The 23137-nt window shown below is 73.6% G+C and carries 14 protein-coding genes and 1 riboswitch; of the genes, 10 read left to right on the top strand and 4 right to left on the bottom strand.

The features are described from left to right. Positions 1–70 precede the first annotated feature (70 nt). The 3 genes from ACZ7LB_RS14425 to ACZ7LB_RS14415 all read left to right on the top strand — a co-directional run bounded on the left by ACZ7LB_RS14425 (position 71) and on the right by ACZ7LB_RS14415 (position 4026). Positions 71–958, top strand: coding sequence for a FadR/GntR family transcriptional regulator (locus ACZ7LB_RS14425; RefSeq protein WP_471468125.1), 888 nt, complete (start codon positions 71–73; stop codon positions 956–958). A 470-nt stretch (positions 959–1428) separates the two neighbouring features. Beyond that, entirely contained in the window at positions 1429–2955 is a 1527-nt protein-coding gene (locus ACZ7LB_RS14420; protein WP_471468124.1) for an RNA polymerase sigma factor, read from the top strand. A 216-nt stretch (positions 2956–3171) separates the two neighbouring features. Then, positions 3172–4026 (top strand): S1 family peptidase, encoded by an 855-nt coding sequence (locus ACZ7LB_RS14415; protein WP_471468122.1) that lies wholly within the window; start codon positions 3172–3174, stop codon positions 4024–4026. Between the two features lie 141 nt (positions 4027–4167). Here ACZ7LB_RS14415 and ACZ7LB_RS14410 read toward each other — a convergent pair whose 3' ends face one another. Continuing rightward, positions 4168–4398, bottom strand: coding sequence for a DUF7455 domain-containing protein (locus ACZ7LB_RS14410; protein ID WP_471468120.1), 231 nt, complete (start codon positions 4396–4398; stop codon positions 4168–4170). A 442-nt stretch (positions 4399–4840) separates the two neighbouring features. Here ACZ7LB_RS14410 and ACZ7LB_RS14405 point away from each other — a divergent pair, with 442 nt between their 5' ends. Continuing rightward, positions 4841–6964, top strand: coding sequence for a DNA gyrase/topoisomerase IV subunit B (locus ACZ7LB_RS14405; protein ID WP_471468118.1), 2124 nt, complete (start codon positions 4841–4843; stop codon positions 6962–6964). 604 nt (positions 6965–7568) lie between these two features. On the opposite strand, the gene ACZ7LB_RS14400 is transcribed toward ACZ7LB_RS14405, so the two are convergent. Further along, positions 7569–8513, bottom strand: a complete 945-nt coding sequence (locus ACZ7LB_RS14400) for a sucrase ferredoxin (protein ID WP_471468117.1) — start codon at positions 8511–8513, stop codon at positions 7569–7571. Positions 8514–8700: 187 nt separating this feature from the next. Between ACZ7LB_RS14400 and ACZ7LB_RS14395 the strand changes: the two genes are divergently transcribed. Together ACZ7LB_RS14395 and ACZ7LB_RS14390 are read left to right on the top strand one after the other, a co-directional pair. After that, positions 8701–9864 carry a CobW family GTP-binding protein gene (locus tag ACZ7LB_RS14395; protein ID WP_471468115.1) on the top strand — a complete coding sequence of 388 codons (1164 nt, stop codon included), beginning with the start codon at positions 8701–8703 and terminating at the stop codon, positions 9862–9864. Positions 9865–10789: 925 nt separating this feature from the next. After that, the gene (locus ACZ7LB_RS14390) at positions 10790–11590 is read left to right on the top strand and encodes a class I SAM-dependent methyltransferase (protein WP_471468113.1); all 801 of its coding nucleotides are present in this window, start codon (positions 10790–10792) and stop codon (positions 11588–11590) included. A gap of 813 nt (positions 11591–12403) precedes the next feature. Here the strand turns inward: ACZ7LB_RS14390 and ACZ7LB_RS14385 are convergent. Further along, positions 12404–14860 (bottom strand): DNA gyrase/topoisomerase IV subunit A, encoded by a 2457-nt coding sequence (locus tag ACZ7LB_RS14385; protein ID WP_471468112.1) that lies wholly within the window; start codon positions 14858–14860, stop codon positions 12404–12406. Positions 14861–15199: 339 nt separating this feature from the next. Here ACZ7LB_RS14385 and ACZ7LB_RS14380 point away from each other — a divergent pair, with 339 nt between their 5' ends. From ACZ7LB_RS14380 to ACZ7LB_RS14370, 3 genes are all read left to right on the top strand, one after another. Continuing rightward, complete coding sequence (locus tag ACZ7LB_RS14380; protein ID WP_471468110.1) at positions 15200–16579, top strand: M16 family metallopeptidase; 1380 nt, start codon at positions 15200–15202, stop codon at positions 16577–16579. Next, the gene (locus ACZ7LB_RS14375) at positions 16576–17964 is read left to right on the top strand and encodes a M16 family metallopeptidase (protein ID WP_471468108.1); all 1389 of its coding nucleotides are present in this window, start codon (positions 16576–16578) and stop codon (positions 17962–17964) included. Before ACZ7LB_RS14380 ends, ACZ7LB_RS14375 begins: the two co-directional genes overlap by 4 nt. A 193-nt stretch (positions 17965–18157) precedes the next feature. Continuing rightward, positions 18158–18350: riboswitch (cyclic di-AMP (ydaO/yuaA leader) on the top strand. A gap of 13 nt (positions 18351–18363) precedes the next feature. Continuing rightward, positions 18364–19143, top strand: a complete 780-nt coding sequence (locus tag ACZ7LB_RS14370; protein ID WP_471468106.1) for a M23 family metallopeptidase — start codon at positions 18364–18366, stop codon at positions 19141–19143. A gap of 375 nt (positions 19144–19518) precedes the next feature. Here the strand turns inward: ACZ7LB_RS14370 and ACZ7LB_RS14365 are convergent, their stop codons facing one another. Beyond that, positions 19519–19800 (bottom strand): HPr family phosphocarrier protein, encoded by a 282-nt coding sequence (locus ACZ7LB_RS14365; protein ID WP_471468104.1) that lies wholly within the window; start codon positions 19798–19800, stop codon positions 19519–19521. Positions 19801–19928: 128 nt separating this feature from the next. Between ACZ7LB_RS14365 and ACZ7LB_RS14360 the strand changes: the two genes are divergently transcribed. Continuing rightward, positions 19929–23117, top strand: a complete 3189-nt coding sequence (locus ACZ7LB_RS14360; RefSeq protein ID WP_471468102.1) for a bifunctional acetate--CoA ligase family protein/GNAT family N-acetyltransferase — start codon at positions 19929–19931, stop codon at positions 23115–23117. Positions 23118–23137 lie beyond the last annotated feature (20 nt).

Below are 23137 nucleotides of genomic sequence, written 5' to 3'. Positions count from 1 at the left end.
GCGATCACCCTTTCGTGTGCTTTTCACCAAAGCCCTCAAGGGAGTTGAGGACGAGGCCGACAAAGGATGCGTGAGTACCCTTGCGCACACCATGATGACCTCCGCCCGTTCCGCCGACTCCGGTCTGTCGAACCCGGGCGAACTCGACCGCTACCCCTACGCGGAGACGCCCGGCGTCGACCGCGGCGGGGCGCCCGCGTGGGAGGGGATGGAGCCCGATCTCGGCCGTGTGAGCCGGCGCCCCGCGGGCAGCCGCGGCCGCGGACTGCACGGGCAACTCGTCCAGCAGCTCGGCCAGATGATCGTCTCCGGCGATCTGGGGGCGGACCGCCCCCTGGTGCCCGAGGAGATCGGCCAGCGCTTCGAGGTCTCCCGCACCGTCGTCCGGGAGTCCCTGCGTGTCCTGGAGGCCAAGGGCCTGGTCAGCGCCCGGCCCAACGTCGGCACCCGGGTGCGCCCCGTGAGCGACTGGAACCTGCTCGACCCCGACATCATCGAGTGGCGCGCCTTCGGGCCGCAGCGCGACGACCAGCGCCGGGAGCTGAGTGAGCTGCGCTGGACGATCGAGCCCCTCGCCGCCCGGCTGGCCGCCGGCCACGGCCGCGAGGATGTGCAGCAGCGGCTGGTCGACATGGTCGGCATCATGGGCCATGCCATGGCACAGGGTGACGCGCTCACCTTTTCCCGGGCCGACACCGAGTTCCACGCCCTGCTCATCCAGGTCGCGGGCAACCGCATGCTGGAGCACCTGTCCGGGATCGTCTCCGCCGCCCTCCATGTGTCCGGCGGCCCGGTCACGGGCTGTGACCGGCCGAACGAGGCGTCCCTCGGGCAGCACGGCCGGATCGTCGACGCGCTCGCCGCGGGCGACGGCGCCGCCGCCGAGACGGCCATGCGCCACCTCCTCGTCGTCCACCCCGAGGTGGAGCGCGTCGTCCCCGCCCCGCGCGAGCACTGACCCCGGGCGGGCGCCGACCCCCGCGCGAGCGCTGACCGCGTCCGGCCCGGCGGGGGCGGGCCCCGGATGCGCCGCCTCCCCCCTCCCGCGGCGGTTCCGGACCGCCCGTCACCACCGTCGGACCCCGCGGGATTCCCTCAGATCCCACGGGGTCCGACGGTGTGATGAGACCCTGGATCTCCCCGGCTGGGCCAGGTCAGGACGGTGTGCGACCTCGTTCGTTCGGGTGTGACCGGCTTTGACCGCTTACGGGGTGTGACTCGGGCCACGCGGATTGGGCGTAACGCTCGGGCAAACAACGCGATGACCTAATAGGTGACTGCCGCGGAGGGAATACGGACGTCGTACACGACGCTGTGCTTCTCCCCGGCCCGCGCCCGCGCCGTCGGCCCATCCCCAAGCCGGTGGTCGGCCCCGTCCGTCCAGGACGGCGGCCGGAAGCCGTTTTCCAACGTTCCGAGAGGTTGTTCGTGTCGGCCAGCACATCCCGTACGCTCCCGCCGGAGATCGCCGAGTCCGTCTCTGTCATGGCGCTCATTGAGCGGGGAAAGGCCGAGGGGCAGATCGCCGGCGACGACGTGCGTCGAGCCTTCGAGGCTGACCAGATTCCGGCCACTCAGTGGAAGAACGTACTGCGCAGCCTCAACCAGATCCTCGAGGAAGAGGGTGTGACGCTGATGGTCAGTGCCGCGGAGCCCAAGCGCACCCGAAAGAGCGTCGCAGCGAAGAGTCCCGCCAAGCGCACCGCCACCAAGGCGGTCGCGTCCAAGACGGTGACCAGCAGGAAGGCCGCCGCCCCCGCCGCTCCGGCGGCCCCCGCGGGTGACCCCGCCGAGGAAGAGACGCCGGCCAAGAAGGCGGCGGCGAAGAAGACCACCGCCAAGAAGGCGGCCACGAAGAAGACCGCGGCGAAGAAGACGGCGGCCAAGAAGACCGCCGCCAAGAAGGACGACGCCGAGCTGGTCGAGGACGAGCCCGCCGAGGAGCCGAAGGCCGCCGACGAGCCCGAGGGCACCGAGAGCGCCGGTTTCGTGCTGTCCGACGAGGACGAGGACGACGCCCCCGCGCAGCAGGTCGCCGCGGCCGGCGCCACCGCCGACCCGGTCAAGGACTACCTCAAGCAGATCGGCAAGGTCCCCCTGCTCAACGCGGAGCAGGAGGTCGAGCTGGCCAAGCGCATCGAGGCCGGTCTCTTCGCCGAGGACAAGCTCGCCAACTCCGACAAGCTCGCGCCCAAGCTGAAGCGCGAGCTGGAGATCATCGCCGAGGACGGCCGCCGGGCCAAGAACCACCTGCTGGAGGCCAACCTCCGCCTGGTGGTCTCCCTGGCCAAGCGCTACACCGGCCGCGGCATGCTCTTCCTGGACCTCATCCAGGAGGGCAACCTCGGCCTGATCCGCGCGGTCGAGAAGTTCGACTACACCAAGGGCTACAAGTTCTCCACGTACGCCACCTGGTGGATCCGTCAGGCGATCACCCGCGCGATGGCCGACCAGGCCCGCACCATCCGCATCCCGGTGCACATGGTCGAGGTCATCAACAAGCTCGCCCGCGTGCAGCGCCAGATGCTCCAGGACCTGGGCCGCGAGCCCACCCCGGAGGAGCTGGCCAAGGAACTCGACATGACCCCGGAGAAGGTCATCGAGGTCCAGAAGTACGGCCGCGAGCCCATCTCCCTGCACACCCCGCTCGGCGAGGACGGCGACAGCGAGTTCGGTGACCTCATCGAGGACTCCGAGGCCGTCGTGCCGGCCGACGCGGTCAGCTTCACCCTGCTCCAGGAGCAGCTCCACTCCGTGCTCGACACCCTGTCCGAGCGCGAGGCGGGCGTCGTCTCCATGCGGTTCGGTCTCACCGACGGTCAGCCGAAGACCCTCGACGAGATCGGCAAGGTCTACGGCGTCACCCGCGAGCGCATCCGCCAGATCGAGTCCAAGACGATGTCGAAGCTGCGCCACCCGTCCCGTTCCCAGGTGCTGCGCGACTACCTCGACTAGGCAGGTCGCCGGCACGCCCGGCCCGGCATCGAGGCCCGGTTCCCCGCAGGGGGGCCGGGCCTCGGTCATGGGCGGCCGGAGCGGGCACCGCCGGGGGAGGCGGCGCGGCCGGGAGCGGGGCGGCGGGTGCCGGCGTGGGCACGGGCGGGGGTGCGGGCGCGGGCCGGGTGGATCACCCTGGGTCTCCCAATGACCACCTGTGAGTGAGGAGCGCGTATGCGTCGTCTCATGGTCCGGACGCTGGTCCGCCCGCTCGTCCTGGCGGCGGCGGCCACCGTCATACCGCTGGCGGGCGCCGCCCCCGGGACCGCGGGCGGCATCGTCGTCGGGGGCTTCCCGGTCGACGTGGCCGACAGCCCGTGGACGGTGGCCCTCTCCAGCCGTGACCGGTTCGGGGGTACGCGGTCCGGGCAGTTCTGCGGGGGAGTGGCGGTGGGCCGCACCACCGTGCTCACGGCGGCGCACTGCGTGAGCGGGGCGGTGCTGGGATCGCCGCCCGGACGGACCGGCGACCTCAAGGTCATCGCCGGCCGCACCGATCTGCGCTCGGCCCTGGGGCGGGAGATCCCCGTCAGCCGGATCGGTGTGAACCCGGGCTACGACCCGGACGGCAACGTCGGGGACTTCGCCCTGCTGACCCTCTCCGAGGCGCTGCCCGCCGGTTCGGTCCTGGGCATGGCCGCGGAGGGGGACCCCGCCTACACGGCGGGGACGGCCGCCCTCGTCTACGGCTGGGGTGACTCCTCGGGCGCCGGCGACTACGCCACCGGGCTGCGGGCGGCGCGGGTGCGGGTGCTGCCCGACGCGCGGTGCGAGCAGGCGTACCCCGGGGGCGACGACCGCCGGTACCGCGCCGACAGCATGCTGTGCGCGGGGGAGGGGGCGGGGGGCCGCGACGCCTGCCAGGGCGACAGCGGCGGGCCGCTGGTGGCCCGGGGGCGGCTCGTCGGGCTCGTCTCCTGGGGGAGCGGCTGCGGCACACCGGGGTATCCGGGGGTCTACACGCGCGTCTCCGCCGTTGTGACGGCCCTGGGCGGGCAGGTGCCCCGGGCCGCGGTGGGAGGGCGCTGACGGGCCCCTGGAGCCCCGCGGCACGAGCGAGGGCGACCGCCTCGGATGAGGTGGTCGCCCTTTCACCGGCCTGTGCCTGCACGCACACGGACCGATCGGACTCGGCCCGTGCCGGACTCGCTCGTCGTCGGATGCGAAGCGTCAGCGCTCTTCTTCGGGACCGGACGCGGGAACGGACGTCAGCCGCTCCGTCTCGTCCTGTATCTCAGCGGCGATCTTCTTGAGTTCCGGCTCGAACTTGCGGCCGTGGTGGGCGCAGAAGAGCAGTTCCCCGCCGCTCAGCAGAACGACGCGCAGGTACGCCTGGGCGCCGCAGCGGTCGCAACGGTCGGCGGCCGTCAGCGGGCTCGCGGAAGTCAGAACAGTAGTCACGTCGCCTCTTCTCTAGCTCGACGAGCTGTCGTACCAGGGTCAACATCCAACCAGCCCCAAAACGTTCCCGCTCGTGGCTTTTTCCTCGAAGATTTCTTCCGAGGGGTCGGCTGTCACCCGTTGGCGGCGAATGTGCCGTATTGCGTGTCTCTGTGTCGTACGGGTTCGCGCGGTCGGATCGGTGTCGGTCCCGCCGGCTGGGTTGCCGGTTTGTTCATGAGGACGTGCCCGGAGCCTAAATGGTTCATGCCTCGAAGGGAACGTGATGTGTACTTCACCCCATCGAGGGATCGAACAGGTATGCGACCCTGGACTAGGGTGAGTTCTCGACGAGGGTGGCGTGACAACGGCTCTACCAGGCATCGGTACCCTCTGACCGGTGAACGAAGCCGCGCCCTTACCCAGCGGGGCCCCATCTGAAATTCAGCGAGGAGCGAACCGCGTGACCGCCGAGACGTCCGTGCCGTCCACAGCGCTGCTGGCAGGAGCAGACCGGGACGGTTCCAACTACACCGCGCGGCACCTGCTCGTCCTGGAGGGGCTCGAGGCCGTCCGTAAACGTCCGGGCATGTACATCGGGTCGACCGACAGCCGCGGTCTGATGCACTGCCTGTGGGAGATCATCGACAACTCCGTCGACGAGGCCCTGGGCGGTTACTGCGACCACATCGAGGTGATCCTCCACGACGACGCGTCCGTGGAGGTCCGGGACAACGGCCGGGGCATCCCGGTCGACGTCGAGCCCAAGACGGGCCTGTCCGGCGTCGAGGTCGTGCTGACCAAGCTGCACGCCGGAGGGAAGTTCGGCGGCGGCTCCTACGCCGCCTCCGGCGGCCTCCACGGTGTCGGCGCCTCGGTCGTCAACGCCCTGTCCGCCCGGCTGGACGTCGAGGTGGACCGCGGCGGGCACACCCACGCGATCAGCTTCCGGCGCGGTGTGCCGGGCGCCTTCGCGGCGGCGGGCCCGGATGCGAAGTTCGAGCCGGGCAGCGGTCTGCGCAGGGCGAAGAAGATCCCCAAGACCCGTTCCGGTACCCGTGTGCGGTACTGGGCCGACCGCCAGATCTTCCTGAAGGACGCCCGGCTCTCCCTGGAGACGCTGCACCAGCGGGCGCGGCAGACGGCCTTCCTGGTGCCCGGCCTCACCATCGTCGTCCGGGACGAGTTCGGTCTCGGCGACGGGGGCAGCAAGGGCGAGGAGTCGTTCCGCTTCGACGGCGGCATCAGCGAGTTCTGCGAGTTCCTCGCCTCCGACCGGCCCGTCTGCGACGTGCTCCGCTTCACCGGCCAGGGCGCGTTCAAGGAGACCGTGCCGGTCCTGGACGAGTTCGGGCAGATGACGCCCACCGAGGTCACCCGGGATCTCGGCGTGGACATCGCCATGCGCTGGGGCACGGGCTACGACACCACGCTGCGCTCCTTCGTCAACATCATCGCCACGCCCAAGGGCGGCACCCATGTCGCGGGCTTCGAGCAGGCGGTGGCGAAGACGATGAACGAGGTGCTGCGGGCCAAGAAGCTGCTGCGCGTCGCCGAGGACGACATCGTCAAGGACGACGCCCTGGAGGGCCTCACGGCGGTGGTGACGGTCCGGCTGGCCGAGCCGCAGTTCGAGGGGCAGACCAAGGAGGTGCTCGGCACCTCGGCGGCCCGCCGGATCGTGAACACGGTGGTCGCCAGGGAGCTGAAGGCGTTCCTGACCTCGACCAGGCGCGACGACGCCCAGCAGGCCCGGGTCGTCATGGAGAAGGCCGTCGCCGCGGCCCGGACCCGTATCGCCGCCCGTCAGCACAAGGACGCGCAGCGTCGCAAGACGGCGCTGGAGTCCTCCTCGCTGCCGGCGAAGCTCGCGGACTGCCGCAGTGACGACGTGGGGCGCAGCGAGCTGTTCATCGTCGAGGGCGACTCGGCGCTCGGCACCGCGAAGCTCGCGCGGAACTCGGAGTTCCAGGCGCTGCTGCCGATCCGCGGCAAGATCCTCAACGTCCAGAAGTCGTCCGTGACGGACATGCTGAAGAACGCCGAATGCGGTGCGATCATTCAGGTCATAGGAGCGGGCTCGGGCCGCACCTTCGACATCGACGCGGCCCGCTACGGCAAGATCATCATGATGACCGACGCCGATGTGGACGGCTCCCACATCCGGACGCTGCTGCTGACCCTCTTCCACCGCTACATGCGGCCCATGGTCGAGGCCGGCCGGGTCTTCGCCGCGGTGCCGCCGCTGCACCGCATCGAGATCGTCCAGCCCAGGAAGGGCCAGGACAAGTACGTGTACACGTACTCGGACCGGGAACTGCGGGACAAGCTCATGGAGTTCAAGACCAAGGGCGTCCGTTACAAGGACTCCATCCAGCGCTACAAGGGCCTCGGTGAGATGGACGCCGACCAGTTGGCCGAGACGACCATGGACCCCCGCCGCCGCACCCTGCGCCGGATCAACCTGACCGATCTCGACTCCGCCGAGCACGTCTTCGACCTGCTCATGGGCAACGACGTGGCACCCCGCAAGGAGTTCATCTCCAGCTCGGCCGCCACGCTGGACCGGTCGCGCATCGACGCGTAGTCCGCCCGGGGGGTGCGCGGGCAGGGGCACCTGGGGCGGGATCGGGGGCCGGGGGCCGACCTGAAGGTTGGGCGCCGGTCGCCCGCGTCGGCGGTTTGGACGGTCCGGTCATTCCGGCGGTCCGACCGCCCCTGCCGCTCGGGTGGTCCGACCGTTTGGGCAATCCGGTGGTCCGGCCGACCGTCCCGGCTGCCGGGCCGTTCCGGCCATCCCAGGGGTCCGGCCGCTCCTGTTGCTCCGGCGCTCCGGTGGTCCTGCCGCACGGCGTTCCGGCCGGTCCGGGGGCCAGTGGCTCAGCGGACTGCGATGGTTTCGGGTCCTCCCGTGGCTCCCGTGGCTCCCGTGGCTCCCGTGGCTCCCGTGGCTCCCGTGGCTCCCGTGGCTTCCGTGGCTTCCGTGCGCTCCTGCGGTTTCGGGTGGTCCGGGGGTTTGGTCGCTGGAAGGGGCCGGTGACGGGCGGGGCGTGAGCGGTGCCGGGCCGGGTCCGTGGGCCGTCGCGCGGCGCCGGGGCGGACGGTGCGGGGAGCCCGGCCTTCGGTTTCCGCGTCCGTGCGTGTCCGCACGTCAACGCTTCCCCCCGCCGCCCGCTCGCGCGGGTGCGGGGTCAGACGGCCAGGGACGTGGGCAGGGTGATGCGGCGCAGCGCCGTGACCCGCATGTGGGCCGGGGAGCCGAGCACCGAGGTGGCGCAGCTCTCCGGGCGGGGCGGCAGCGCGGCGGTCTGGGCGACGGTGACCCGCCAGTGGCGGCCGTCGGCGTGGGCGACGGTGACCTCCCAGTGCGGGGCGGACCGCTCCGTGCGCACCACCGTCAGCGCCTCCGCGGCGTCCTCGCCGGTCTCCGCGCGCACCGCCAGCTCGGCGGCCTGGCCGGGGCGCTCCCAGGCCGTGCTGCCCCGGCAGCCGGAGACGACCATCCGTCCCTCGCGCACCCGGTGCAGGATCTCGCCGACCGAGCGGGCGTCGACCCGGCCGTAGGCGTAGCCGTGCGGCAGGACGAGGATCGTCGGGGAGAAGCGGTGGCCGCCCAGATGGGTGACCTCCCAGGTGCCCTCCGCCCCGGAGGCAGCCAGCTCGGCGGCGAGCGGCCTGCCCAGGATCGCGCAGCAGCGGTCCCGCTTGCCGTTGGTGCAGACGAGGGCGAGCGGGGCGCCCTCGTGCGGGGCACCGCCGAGCACCGTGTCGAAGGCGCTCCGGTCGCCCCGGCCGAGCGCGGCGAAGTCGAGGTCGAGCAGCCGCCGGGGATCGGTGACGGTGGCGCCGTGCAGCCACACGTTCCCGGGCACGGTGTGGCCCGCGTACACCCGGCGCGTTCCCGGGGCGTGGCCGTCGGCGTGGCGGCCGGGGCGGCGGATCAGCGCGAGGCGCACGCCGGTGCCCTTCGCGGCGGCCTCCAGGGCGCGGCCGAGGGCGGGGTCCAGATGGCTCGATGTGAGCGCCTTGGCACCCCAGGGCCCGGTCTGCTCCAGCAGGAGCCAGGTCCGCGCGGCGGGCGCGGTCCCCGCGACGGGCTCGTCGAGATCCCGGGAAACGGTTGAGCAGATACTCACAGAGGTAAGCCTAACCTGACTTTCCCTCGTTGGCTTCCGGCCGCGCCCGAACGATACTCCCGTGGTGGCCCGAACCTCCTCTGCCACGCCCTCACCACACGTATCCTGATCAGGCGTTCCGTTCCCCGGTCACCCTGCCGGAGGCCCGCCGTCGCGGCGGGCGGGCAGGCGAGAAAGAGGTCGTGCGGTGGCCCAGAGCCCCATTCCCCGGCAGATCCCGGTCGTCGTGCTGGCCGGATTCCTCGGCTCCGGGAAGACCACCCTCCTCAACCACCTCCTCCACCGCAGCGGCGGCAGCCGGATCGGCGCCATCGTCAACGACTTCGGTTCGATCGAGATCGACGCGATGGCCGTCGCCGGGGCCCTGGGGGACTCCACGGTCTCGCTCGGCAACGGCTGTCTGTGCTGCGCCGTCGACGGCAGCGAACTGGACGTCTACCTGGAGCGGCTCGCCCGCCCCGACGCCGGGATCGACGTCATCGTCATCGAGGCCAGCGGGCTCGCCGAGCCGCAGGAACTGGTGCGCATGCTCCTCGCCAGCGAGCAGCCGGGCGTGGTCTACGGGGGGCTCGTCGAGGTCGTCGACGCCGCCGAGTTCGACGGCACGCGGGAACGGCACCCGGAGATCGACCGGCATCTGGCGCTGGCCGACCTGATCGTGGTCAACAAGACCGACCGGGCCGACGATTCGGAGCGGGTGCTCGCCCTCGTGCGGTCCCTCGCGGACGGCGCCGCCGTGGTCGCCTCGGTGTACGGGGCGGTCGACCCGGAGTTCCTGTTCGACTGCCGTCCGGACGGGGAGCGGATCGGGCAGCTCTCGTTCGACGATCTGCACGACCACTCCCGGGACGGCGGCTCCCACGCCGGGCACCTGCACGCGGCGTACGACAGCCTGGCGTTCGTCTCCGACGTGCCGCTCGATCCGCGCCGGGTGATGCGGTTCCTGGACAGCCGCCCCGAGGGGCTGTACCGGATCAAGGGGTACGTCGACTTCGGTCCGTACGACCCTCGGAACCGGTACTCCGTCCACGCCGTGGGGCGGTTCCTGCGCTTCTACCCGGAGCCCTGGCCGGCCGACGGCGAGCGGCTGACCCAACTGGTGCTGATCGGCGCCGGGATCGACGCGTCCGCCCTCGCCAAGGAACTGGACGGCTGCCGCGACGCCGGCCGGGAGGCCGACGAGCACGGCATGTGGGGCGTCCTGCGGTACGTGCCCGACCCGGAGGGCGGGGGGACGGGGGAGCGGGACGCGGACGCCACCGTCGGCACCGGCCCCTGCGACCCACCGGCCGAGCCGGACTTCCCGTGGCCGAGCGGGAGTTCCGGCGCTGCGCCGGGGGAGCTCCGCTGATGGCCGTCGGTTCGTCGACCGGGCGTGGAGCCTGCCGCTGACGACCGGCGTGTGCCGGAGGCACGGGTACGGGCCGGTACCACGCCGCAGCGCGATGCCCGGCGGGCTCGCGCAGCCGTGCTCGCGGCCGGTGGCCGTCCGGTCCGGCGGATGGCGGAGACCGTCCGGGCAGACGCCTCGACGGTGCGGTGCGGTGGCGGGACCGGTTCGCCCGGGAGGGAACGGCCGGACGGAAGGACGGGCCCGCTCGGGCCGGCCGCCGGTCCACGGGCCGCCCGCTCGCGCGCGGCCCGGTCGGCCACCGGGCCCGGGACGGGTGGGGCGGCGGGAGAAGGCCCCGCCGGCCGCGGCCGCTCCCACCGTCGGCGACACGGTCGGCCGCACCCATGACTTCGGCGACGACCGGGGCGGCCGGAGCGAGGTGGAGAAGGTCCCATGACTTCGGGGACGACCGGGGTTGCCGGAGCGAGGTGGAGAATGGCCCTGTCCACCGCGCCGGTCACCACCCGCAGATGCTTCCCGACCGGCGTCGTCGAGCCTGCCCACCCGAGGACTGCGGCGGCCCTTGGAGCCACGCGGCCTTCCTCGCCGCGATCATCGCCCCCGTCACGAGCGGCACGAAGAACTCCTCGGCCGGACCGGCGGCGCCTTCGATCCCGACGGCTTCGACATCGACGCCGTCAACGAGCGCCCCACAGCCCGAGGGCCCTCGGCAGAACGTGTGCGGTGCGGCAACCAGGGCCTCTCGTTTGGATCAGGCCGGGCTCGCGGGCCCTGGCACCGCACCTCGCCGCGTTGTCGTCGGTCACCAGGGCCCCGCCCCGACTCCCTCCTCCGCCTCGCGGCGCACGGCGCACGGTGCACGGCGCCGGACCCGGCTCCCCGATCCGGCCCGATCCAAACGAAAGACCCTATGCTGCGGTGTATGAGCCGGACTCCCGTCGACCCCGTCGCGCACAACCGCCTCGCCTGGGACCGCGAGGTGGAGGAGGGCAACGAGTGGTCACGCCCGGTCGGTCCCGAGGTGATCGCGAAGGCGCGGGCCGGCGAGTGGTCCATCGTCCTGATCGGGTACGAGCCGGTCGACCCGGCCTGGTTCCCGCCGGAGCTCACCGGTCGCGACGTGCTCTGCCTGGCCTCCGGCGGCGGGCAGCAGGGCCCGGTGCTGGCCGCGGCGGGCGCGCGCGTGACCGTCTTCGACAACTCGCCCCGCCAACTGGCACAGGACGAGATGGTCGCGGCGCGGGACGGGCTCGACCTGCGCACCGTGCTCGGCGACGCGCGCGACCTGAGCCCGTTCCCGGACGCCTCGTTCGACCTCGTCGTCCACCCGGTCTCCAACCTGTTCATCCCGGAGTTGGCACCGGTCTGGCGCGAGTGCCACCGTGTGCTGCGCCCCGGCGGGACGCTGCTGTCCGGCTTCCTCAACCCGGACGTCTACCTCTTCGACGCCGAGTCCCTGGAGACGCGCGGCGAACTGGTGGTGCGCCACCGCCTGCCCTACAGCGACCTCACCCACCTGGAGCCCGCCGAGCGGGAACGGCTGTGGGGCCTGCACGCGCCGGTGGAGTACAGCCACACGCTCACCGATCAGCTCGGCGGTCAGATCGCGGCGGGCTTCGCCATCACCGGCTTCACCGAGGCGCCGCACCACTCGGAGGCCACTGCCGGCTGGCTCTCCGGCTACTTCGCCACGAAGGCGGTCAAGGCCGGCGCCGGCCACTGACCCTCCACCGGCCGGGCCGGACCGGCGGTGAGGCCGACGGGCGGCCGGATGCGGTGGGCGACGATCCCGCGGACACACGGACCGTGCACACCCCGGCCCCGGCGGCCCCGCGTCGCTCATCGTGCCGGCGACCGTGAGGCGCCGGCATCGGCACCCGCACCACGCACGACCGCCTCGACACCCGGCGCCATGAACAAGCACCTCACCCGCCCGGGAGCCGTCGGCGGAACCCGTCGGTGCGGCAACCGGCGCCCTGGTCCTCGCGGGCGCCCCTCGCCTATGCCAACGCCGTGTCGGGCCCCGGCCCCCGGCGCCCGGCCCCGGCGCGCCCCGGCCTCCGCAGGCGTCGTCCTCGGCTCTCTCAGGGCTGAAAAGGCCCGAGCCCGGGTTCACCGGTCACGGACAGGCCGGAGCCCCGCCCCCGGTCCGCCGAGCGGGCACCCCCGGAGGGGGAGTGGGAACCCCCACCGCCGAACTCCCTGATCAGGTCGCCCGGCTGCCACACGGCGGGTCCCGGGGGCAGGCACGGAGACGGACCCCAGCCGAGTGTCCCCGGCGGGATGATCCCGGGCACGACGCCCGTCCGGGACCCCTCGCGGCCGGGGCCCCGCGCCTCCTCGTCGACCCAGCTCAAGGCACCCCGGGCGAGTCCCCCGGCAGTCACCCCGGGTACCTCGGGCCCCGGGCCCAGGGCACTCCCGGGTCCCCGAGCCTCGGCCACCCCGGCGCCGGGCACCCGGCCGCCGGGCACCCGGAGGCTCCCGGCGCCCCCGAGCACCCCCGAGCACCCCCGAGCACCCCCGAGCATCCCCGTCACGCCGGTCCCGTCACCACCGACACCGTCTTCGGCAGGGAGACCCCCGAGCCGTCCCGGCGCGGGTCGACGTCCGGGAGGGGGACGGGCGTGCCGTCGCGCTGGGCGGCCCTGGCCGGGGCGGGGCCCGCCCAGGCCAGCGACAGACAGTCCTCGCCCTTCAGGAACCGCTGGCAGCGCACCCCGCCCGTGGCCCGGCCCTTGCGCGGGTACTGGTCGAACGGCGTCAGCTTGGCCGTCGTCTGCACCGAGTCGTCCAGGGTGCCGCGCGAGCCCGCGACGGTGACGACGACCGCGTCGGCGGCCGGGTCCACCGCCGTGAACGAGATGACCTTGACCCCGTCGGCGAGCTTGATGCCCGTCACCCCGCCCGCCGGGCGGCCCTGGGGCCGGACCTGCGCGGCCTGGTAGCGCAGCAGTTGGGCGTCGTCGGTGATGAACACCAGGTCCTCGTCGCCCGTGCGCAGTTCCACCGCGCCGACGATCCGGTCGCCCTCCTTGAGGGTGATGACCTCCAACTCCTCCTTGTTGGAGGGGTAGTCCGCCACCACGCGCTTGACGACGCCCTGTGCGGTGCCGAGCGCCAGGCCCGGCGAGGACTCGTCCAGGGTGGTCAGGCAGACCACCGTCTCGCCCTCCTCCAGGGAGACGAACTCCGACAGCGGCACGCCCCCCGCGAGGCTCGGCGTCGGCATCGTCTCCGGCAGTTGCGGCAGGTCCACCACGTTCACCCGCAGCAGCCGCCCGGCGGAGGTCACCACGCCCACCTCGCCCCGGGCGGTGGCCGGCACCCCCGAGACGATCAGGTCGTGCTTGACCCGCCTGGCCCCGGCGCCCGCGCCGAACGGCGCGCCGTCCACGGTGCGGGCCAGCAGGCCCGTGGAGGACAGCAGCACCCGGCACGGGTCGTCGGCCACCTGGAGCGGCACCGCGGCCACGGGGGAGCCCGCGGACTCCAGCAGCACCGTGCGCCGGTCGGTGCCGAACTTCTTGGCCACCGCCGCCAGTTCCGCCGAGACCAGCTTGCGCAGCTCCGCGTCCGAGTCCAGGATGCGGGTCAGCTCCTCGATCTCGGTGTTCAGCCGGTCCTTCTCCGCGTCCAGCTCGACGCGGTCGTACTTGGTCAGCCGGCGCAGCGGGGTGTCCAGGATGTACTGGGTCTGGATCTCGCTCAGCGCGAAGCGCTCCATCAGGCGCTCCTTGGCCTGCGCCGAGTTCTCGCTGGAGCGGATGAGGCGGATGACCTCGTCGATGTCGATCAGCGCGGTGAGCAGGCCCTCGACCAGGTGCAGCCGGTCGCGGCGCTTGGCGCGCCGGAACTCGCTGCGCCGCCGGACGACGGTGAAGCGGTGGTCGAGGTAGACCTCCAGCAGCTCCTTGAGGCCCAGGGTGAGCGGCTGGCCGTCGACCAGGGCCACGTTGTTGATGCCGAAGGACTCCTCCATCGGCGTCAGCTTGTAGAGCTGCTCCAGGACGGCCTCCGGCACGAAGCCGTTCTTGATCTCGATGACCAGGCGCAGCCCGTGCTCGCGGTCGGTGAGGTCCTTGACGTCCGCGATGCCCTGGAGCTTCTTGGAGCCGACCAGGTCCTTGATCTTGGAGATGACCTTCTCCGGGCCGACCGAGAACGGCAGCTCGGTGACGACGATGCCCTTGCGGCGCGCCGTCACCGTCTCCACCGACACGGTCGCCCGGATCTTGAAGGTGCCGCGGCCCGACTCGTAGGCGTCGCGGATGCCGGGCAGGCCGACGATCCGGCCGCCGGTGGGCAGGTCGGGGCCCGGCACGTGCTTCATCAGGGCGTCGAGGTCGGCGTTCGGATACCGGATCAGGTGCCGGGCCGCCGAGATCACCTCGCGCAGGTTGTGCGGCGGCATGTTGGTGGCCATGCCGACGGCGATCCCCGAGGCGCCGTTGACCAGCAGGTTCGGGAAGGCGGCGGGCAGGGCCACCGGCTCCTGCTCCTGGCCGTCGTAGTTGGGCGCGAAGTCGACGGTGTCCTCGTCGATGGACTCCGTCATGAGGCTGGTGGCCTCGGTCATCCGGGCCTCGGTGTACCGCATGGCCGCGGGCGGGTCGTCGTTGCCCAGCGAGCCGAAGTTGCCGTGGCCGTCGACCAGGGGGACCCGCATGGAGAACGGCTGCGCCATGCGCACCAGGGCGTCGTAGATCGACGCGTCGCCGTGCGGGTGGAGCTTGCCCATGACCTCGCCGACGACCCGGGCGCACTTGACGTAGCCGCGCTCGGGGCGCAGCCCCATCTCGTTCATCTGGTAGACGATGCGGCGGTGCACCGGCTTCAGCCCGTCGCGGGCGTCCGGCAGGGCGCGGGAGTAGATGACCGAATACGCGTACTCAAGGAAGGAGCCCTGCATCTCGTCGACGACGTCGATGTCGAGGATCTTCTCCTCGTACGCGTCGTCGGGCGGCGGGGTCTTCGTACTACGGCGGGCCATCGCTGCCGGCTCCTCGCTGAAGCGTGAACGGTGATCTGACGCGGTCCATTGTGGACCGAGGCACTGACGGCACCCGACAGGACCCGTCCCGGACCGACCGGTCCGGTGCCGCCCCGCAGCGTACGCCCTCGTCGTCCCCGCTCCGGCGACCGCCGGGGGGGCCGGTCCGGGGAGCGGGCGGGGAGCGGCCGGGACGGGGCGCCGCGTGCTCGCTCTCGGCGTACCGCGGCCGGGAACCCCACCGGCGGCCCGCGCGCTTGCATACAGTGGCAGGATCAGCGGAATTTCGCAGTTCCGCCCAGTGATTCCACCAATGGTTTCGCGATCGAAGGGACGTACATGCCCATGGGTCACACGGCCACAGCCCAGGCAGGCACCGGGGGCCTGACCGCGACCGAGCACCGCCTGGCGAACGGCCTGCGCGTGGTGCTCTCGGAGGACCACCTGACCCCGGTCGCCGCGGTGTGCCTCTGGTACGACGTCGGTTCCCGCCACGAGGTCAAGGGGCGTACCGGTCTGGCTCACCTCTTCGAGCACCTGATGTTCCAGGGCTCCGCCCAGGTGAAGGGCAACGGCCACTTCGAGCTGGTGCAGGGGGCCGGCGGTTCGCTCAACGGCACCACCAGCTTCGAGCGCACCAACTACTTCGAGACGATGCCCGCCCACCAGCTGGAGCTGGCGCTCTGGCTGGAGGCCGACCGGATGGGCTCCCTGCTCGCCGCGCTGGACGACGAGTCGATGGAGAACCAGCGGGACGTCGTCAAGAACGAGCGCCGCCAGCGCTACGACAACGTCCCCTACGGGACCGCCTTCGAGAAGCTGACCGCGCTGGCCTACCCGGAGGGCCACCCCTACCACCACACGCCGATCGGTTCCATGGCCGACCTGGACGCCGCCACGCTGGAGGACGCGCGCGCGTTCTTCCGCACCTACTACGCGCCGAACAACGCGGTGCTCTCCGTCGTCGGCGACATCGACCCCGGTGAGACCCTGGCCTGGATCGAGAAGTACTTCGGCTCCATCCCCTCCCACGACGGCAAGGCCGCCCCCCGGGACGGGGCCCTGCCCGACACCATGGGCGGCCAGCTCCGCGAGGTCGTGGAGGAGGAGGTGCCCGCGCGCGCCCTGATGGCGGCCTACCGCCTGCCGGAGGACGGCACCCGCGCCTGCGACGCGGCCGACCTGGCGCTGACCGTGCTGGGCGGCGGCGAGTCCTCCCGCCTCTACAACCGGCTGGTGCGCCGCGACCGCACCGCCGTCGCCGCCGGCTTCGGCCTGCTGCGGCTGGCCGGGGCGCCGTCCCTGGGCTGGCTGGACGTGAAGGCATCCGGCGACGTGGAGGTGCCGGTCATCGAGGCCGCCATCGACGAGGAGCTGGCCCGGCTCGCCGACGAGGGCCCCACCGCCGAGGAGATGGAGCGCGCCCAGGCGCAGCTCGAACGCGAGTGGCTGGACCGGCTCGGCACGGTCGCCGGCCGCGCCGACGAACTGTGCCGGTACGCGGTCCTCTTCGGTGACCCGCAGCTCGCCCTCACCGCCGTGGGGCGGGTGCTGGAGGTGACCGCCGAGGAGGTCCAGGAGGTCGCCAAGGCCAGGCTGCGGCCCGACAACCGCGCCGTGCTGGTCTACGAGCCCACGGCCCCCGGGGCCGACGGGGCGGAGCCCTCGGACGCCGACGCCGACGGTGCCACCGACGAGAACGAGGAGGCGGGCAAGTGACCCGGCAGGCCACCATGGAGTTCCACCCCCGGCCGCAGGGCGGCGCCCCCCGTCCGTGGGCGTTCCCCGCCCCCGAGCGGGGCAGCCTGGGCAACGGGCTGACGGTGCTGCGCTGCCACCGGCCCGGCCAGCGGGTCGTCGCCGTCGAGGTGCTGCTGGACGCGCCGCTGGACGCCGAGCCCGCCGGTCTGGACGGGGTAGCCACGATCATGGCGCGGGCCTTCTCCGAGGGCACCGACAAGCACTCCGCGGAGGAGTTCGCCGCCGAGCTGGAGCGCTGCGGCGCCACCCTCGACGCGCACGCCGACCACCCGGGCGTGCGGCTGAGCCTGGAGGTGCCCGCCTCCCGGCTGGCCAAGGCCCTCGGGCTGGTCGCGGACGCGCTGCGGGCGCCCGCCTTCGCGGACAGCGAGGTCGAGCGCCTCGTCCGCAACCGGCTGGACGAGATCCCGCACGAGCTGGCCAACCCGACCCGGCGCGCCGCCAAGGAGCTGTCCAAGGAGCTGTTCCCGGCCGACGCGCGCATGTCGCGCCCGCGCCAGGGCACCGAGGAGACGGTCGCCGCCATCGACTCGGCGGCCGTCCGCGCCTTCTACGAGAAGCACGTGCGCCCGGCCACCGCCACCGCCGTGGTCGTCGGCGACCTGACCGGTCTCGACCTCGACGCGCTGCTCGCCGACACCCTCGGCGCGTGGACCGGCTCGGCCGCCGCGCCGCGCCCGGTGCCGCCGGTGACCGCCGACGACCGGGGCCGCGTCGTCATCGTGCACCGTCAGGGCGCCGTCCAGACGCAGCTCCTGATCGGCCGTATCGGCGCCGACCGGCACGACCGGGTGTGGCCCGCCCAGGTGCTCGGCACCTACTGCCTGGGCGGCACCCTCACCTCCCGGCTGGACCGGGTCCTGCGGGAGGAGAAGGGCTACACCTACGGCGTCCGCGCCTTCTCCCAGGTGCTGCGCTCCGCCCCCGACGGCAGCGGCGCCGCCATGCTGGCCATCAGTGGTTCTGTGGACACCCCCAACACCGGCCCCGCCCTGGCGGACCTGTGGACGGTGCTGCGGACCCTGGCCGAGGGCGGTCTGACCGACGCCGAGCGCGATGTGGCCGTGCAGAACCTGGTGGGCGTGGCCCCGCTCAAGTACGAGACGGCGGCGGCCGTCGCGAGCACCCTGGCCGACCAGGTCGAGCAGCACCTGCCCGACGACTACCAGGCCGCCCTGTACCGCCAACTCGCGGCCACCGGCACGGTGGAGGCCACGGCGGCGGTCGTGAACGCCTTCCCGGTGGACCGCGTGGTGACGGTCCTCGTCGGGGACGCGTCCGTGATCAGGGAGCCCGTGGAGGCCCTCGGCATCGGCGAGGTCACCGTCGTGGCGGCCGAGTAGGGTCCGCCCGGCACGCGGCGGCCCCGGTGGCGGAGGCGTCACCGGGGCCGCCGTATGCCCGAATTGAGGGAATGACCACCCGTCTGCACTGTGGGATACGGCACAAAAACCAGGTTGTGTTTGAGGAGTGAAGGCGCCCCCGCTTAGCGTCGTCCCGGCTGTACGTCACGCAGTGCGCCGCATCCGCGGCACCGGACAGTCATCGCCGAGTCCCCGTACGGCGCGAGCCGGGGGAGCCGGGGACCCGTCTTCCGGCCGCCGCCCGCGGCCGGAGGGGCACACGTCCCAGGGGTGAATCGGATGCCCGCGCCCAGCGGGGGAGTCCGTAGGAGACCTTCCTGCTCCGAACCCGTCAGCTAACCCGGTAGGCGAGAGGGAAGGAAAGGAAACCGTCGCCACATGGCGTTCACGCACGCCTCCGGGAAGCACCGCCGCCCCGGCCGGATGCACCGCACCACCGCCCGTGCCGCGAGCGTCGCGGCCCTCACCGCCACCGCGGGCGGAGTCGCCGGAGCCCTCGCCGGACCGGCCGCCGCGGCCGAGACCGAGGCCGAGCAGAGCGGACTGACGCCGGTCGTCACCATCGGCGGTTCCATAGCCGACGAGATCGACGCGCAGGCCGACGCCCAGCGCGGCGCCGCCGACGACGCCGCCGCCCGGGTCGCCGCGCAGGAGATCGCCCGCGAGCGCGCCGCCGCCGCGGCCGAGGCCGCCAAGGACGCCCGCGAGGCCAGGGAGCGCGCCGCCCGCGAGGCCGAGCGCCAGCGTCTGAACACCTTCGTCTCGCCGGTCGCCGGCTCCTACGTCTCCACCGCCTACGGCTCGACCAGTTCCCTCTGGTCCTCCGGCACCCACACCGGCATCGACTTCCACGCCGGCAACGGCGCCTCGGTCCGCTCGGTCGGCGTCGGCACCGTCGTCCAGGCCGGATGGGGCGGGGCGTACGGCAACCAGGTCGTGATCCGGATGCACGACGGCACCTACACGCAGTACGGGCACCTGCTGTCCATCGGCGTCTCGGTCGGCCAGTCCGTCGAGGCGGGCCAGCAGATCGGCCTGGCCGGCGACACCGGCAACGTGACCGGCCCGCACCTGCACTTCGAGGCCCGCACCGGCACCGACTACGGCTCGGACATCAACCCCCTGGTCTACCTCCGCTCCCACGGAGTGAACCTCTGACCCCTGCGGCCGACCCCTCCGGCCCGGCCGCGGCACCCCCGGTGCCCGCCCCCGGACCCCCGAGGAACGCCGCGCGGAACCCCGGCCCGAGCGGCCGGGGTTCCGGCGTTCCCGGACATCCGGCGCCGCGCGGTACCCGGCGGAAGCCCGCCGCCCGCCGCGTCCCGTACCGGCCGTGTCCCGCGCCTGTCCCGAGCCCCGCTCCGGCTCCGGGCCCCGCACCGCCCGGCCGCCGGGCACCTCCGGACATCGGTCCGGACACCGGTCCGGACGCCGGGACACCGGGCCCGGACCGGTCCGGGACGGACGAAGGGCCCGCCCGGACACCCGGGCGGGCCCTCCGTTCCGGCCGCGGCGGACCGGAACGGGGCGGTCTCAGACCGTCTCGGGAAGCTCCTCAAGACCTTCGGCGACCAGCTTCGCCAGGCGGTCCAGCGCGGCGTCCGCGCCCTCGGCGTCGGAGGCCAGGACGACCTCCTCGCCGCCCTGGGCGCCCAGACCCAGCACCGCCAGCATGGAGGCCGCGTTGACGGGCGAGCCGTCGGCCTTGGCGATCGTGACCGGGACGCCGGTGGCCGTGGTGGCCCGGACGAAGATGGAGGCGGGGCGGGCGTGGAGACCCTCGGCCCAGCCGACGTTGACGCGGCGCTCAGCCATGTTGCTGCCCTTCAGGTGTGCAGGGTTGTCTAGACCAGTCTCACATACGGTCGAGGGTGCCCGGACGGAACCGCTTCCGGACAGACTGCCCCGCGCCGCCGCCGGGCGCGAGCCGTACTCTGGGGCCCATGCAGACCTCGTCCGACCGGCCTGAGTACCCCGCCCACTGGGAGGCCGACGTGGTGCTGCGCGACGGTGGCACCGCGCGTGTGCGCCCGATCACCGTCGATGACGCCGAGCGCCTGGTCAGCTTCTACGAGCAGGTCTCCGACGAGTCGAAGTACTACCGCTTCTTCGCGCCCTACCCGAGGCTGTCCGCCAAGGACGTGCACCGCTTCACGCACCACGACTTCGTGGACCGGGTGGGGCTCGCGGCGACCGTCGGCGGCGAGTTCATCGCCACCGTGCGCTACGACCGGATCGACGCCGCCGGGGCGCCCGCCTCCGCCCCGGCCGACGAGGCCGAGGTCGCCTTCCTCGTCCAGGACGCCCACCAGGGCCGGGGCGTGGCCTCCGCGCTGCTCGAACACATCGCCGCCGTCGCCCGCGAGCGCGGCATCCGCCGCTTCGCCGCCGAGGTCCTGCCCGCCAACACCAAGATGATCAAGGTGTTCACCGACGCCGGGTACACCCAGAAGCGCAGCTTCGAGGACGGAGTCGTCCGGCTGGAGTTCGACCTCGAACCCACCGACCGCTCCCTGGCCGTGCAGTACGCGCGCGAGCAGCGCGCCGAGGGCCGCTCGGTGCGGCGGCTCCTGCGGCCCGGCTCGGTCGCCGTCATCGGCGTCGGCCGCGCCCCCGGCGGCGTGGGCCGCAGTGTCCTGGACAACATCCGCGACGCGGGCTTCACCGGTCCCCTCCACGCCGTCAACCGGGCCTTCCCCGAGGAGCTGCGGGACCTGGACGGGGTGCCCGCGCACCGCTCCGTGCGCGGGATCGACGGGCCGGTCGACCTGGCCGTCGTCACCGTGCCCGCCGAGCAGGTGCCCGCCGTCGTCACCGAGTGCGGCGAGCACGGGGTGCAGGGGCTCGTCGTGATCTCCGCCGGGTACGCCGAGAGCGGCCCCGAGGGGCGGGAGCGGCAGCGGGCCCTGGTGCGGCTCGCCCGCAGCCACGGGATGCGGCTCATCGGCCCCAACGCCTTCGGCATCATCAACACCGACCCGGAGTTCCGCCTCAACGCCTCCCTGGCGCCCGACATGCCGCGCCCCGGCCGCATCGGCCTGTTCGCCCAGTCCGGCGCCATCGGGATCGCCCTGCTCTCCCGGCTGCACCGGCGCGGCGGCGGCGTGACCGGCGTCACGGGGGTGTCGACCTTCGTCTCCTCCGGCAACCGGGCCGACGTCTCCGGCAACGACGTGCTCCAGTACTGGTACGACGACCCCGGCACCGATGTCGCCCTGATGTACCTGGAGTCCATCGGCAACCCGCGCAAGTTCACCCGCCTCGCCCGCCGCACCGCCGCCGCCAAGCCGCTGGTGGTGGTGCAGGGCGCCCGGCACGGCGGCGCCGCCCCCCAGGGGCACGCGGTGCGCGCGACCCGGCTGCCGCACGCCACGGTCTCCGAACTCCTGCGCCAGGCCGGGGTGCTGCGCGTCGACACCGTCACCGAACTCGTCGACGCGGGACTGCTGCTCGCCCGTCAGCCGCTGCCCGCCGGGCCGCGCGTGGCGATCCTCGGCAACTCCGAGTCCCTGGGGCTGCTCACCTACGACGCCTGCCTGTCCGAAGGGCTGCGCCCGCACCCCCCGCTGGACCTGACGACGGCCGCGACCTCCGCGGAGTTCCACGGGGCGCTGTCCCGCGCGCTGGCCGACGACACCAACGACGCGGTGGTGGTGACCGCCATCCCGACCGTGGGGGAGGGCTCCCTCGCGGACGGCGCCCTGGCGGAGGCGCTGCGCTCGGCGGCGGCCGGGGTGCCGGACAAGCCGGTCCTCGTGGTCCACGTGGAGCTGGGCGGTCTCGCGGAGGCCCTGTCGGCGGCGACGAGCACGGCGCCGCGGGGCGCGGAGCCGCGGGCCGCGGGAGCGGACGGCGGCACGGCCGGGGGCGCCCGGCGGGAAGCGGGAGCGCCCGGGAGCGCGGCAGCGGAGCCGGGCGCTCCCGGAGCCGCCGGAGCCGGAGCCGCCGGACCGGAAGCGGGCAGGTCGGACGCGGGCAGGTCGAACGCGGGCGTACCCGAAGCGGGCGGATCGGCGACGAGCGGCCCCGCCGCCGCGCGCCCCGGATCGGACGCGCCGGACCGGGCGGTGCCCGGCGCCCCGGACGTGTCGGCACCGGCCTCCCCGCAGGCCCCGGGCACTTCGGCGCCCGCCTCCCCGGGGACCCCGCCCGCCGGAACACCGCCCCGGAGCACCCCGGCCCCCGGGACCGCCGCCCCCGGCACGGACACACCCTCCGGCGCCGGCCCGGGCACGGCACCCGGCAGCGGCACCGCCGCCCCCGACGCCCCGCACCCCATCCCCGCCTACCCCGCCGCCGAGCGGGGCGTCCGCGCGCTCGCCCAGGCCGTCGCCTACGCCCAGTGGCGCCGCGAGGCCGCCGACCCCGGCAAGGTCCCGGAGTACGACGGCATCGACGAGAAGGGCGCCGCCCGGCTGATCTCCGGGCACCTCGCGCGCGGCGACGGGCCGGCGCTCGGCCAGGACGACACCTGCGAGCTGCTCGCCCGGTACGGCATCGACGTCCGCCGCGTGCTGCCCGCCCCCAGCCCCGACGGCGCCGTCGCCGCCGCCCGCGCGATCGGCTACCCCGTCGCCCTCAAGGCCACTGCCCCCCATCTGCGCCACCGCGCGGACCTGGGCGGCGTCCGCCTCGACCTGACCGACGAGGAGCAACTGCGCCGGGCCTACGCCGAGCTGACCGAGCTGTTCGGGGAGCCAGCGGTGCTGCGCCCGATGGTGCAGGGGATGGCGCCGCGCGGGGTGGACACCGTCGTCCGGGCGGTCATCGACCCGGCGGCCGGAGCGGTGCTCTCCTTCGGGCTGGCCGGAGCCGCCACCCAGTTGCTGGACGACATGGCGCACCGCCTGATCCCGGTCACCGACCGGGAGGCCACCTCGCTGGTCCGCTCGATCCGCACCGCGCCCCTCCTCTTCGGCTGGCGCGGCTCGGCCCCCGTCGACACCGCCGCCCTGGAGGAGCTGCTGCTGAGGGTCTCCCGGCTGGTCCACGATCATCCCGAGGTCGTCGCCGTCACCCTGGAACCCGTGGTCGTCGCCCCGCGCGGGCTGAGCGTCCTCGGCGCCTCCGTCCGCCTCGCGCCCCCGCCGGCCAGGGACGATCTCGGCCCGCGCACGCTCCCGCTGTACTGAGCGGGCACCGCCGATCGCGG

The sequence above is a fragment of the Streptomyces sp. NPDC107521 genome (genome assembly GCF_055598485.1).
This window is presented reverse-complemented; position numbering and strand designations above follow the sequence as displayed.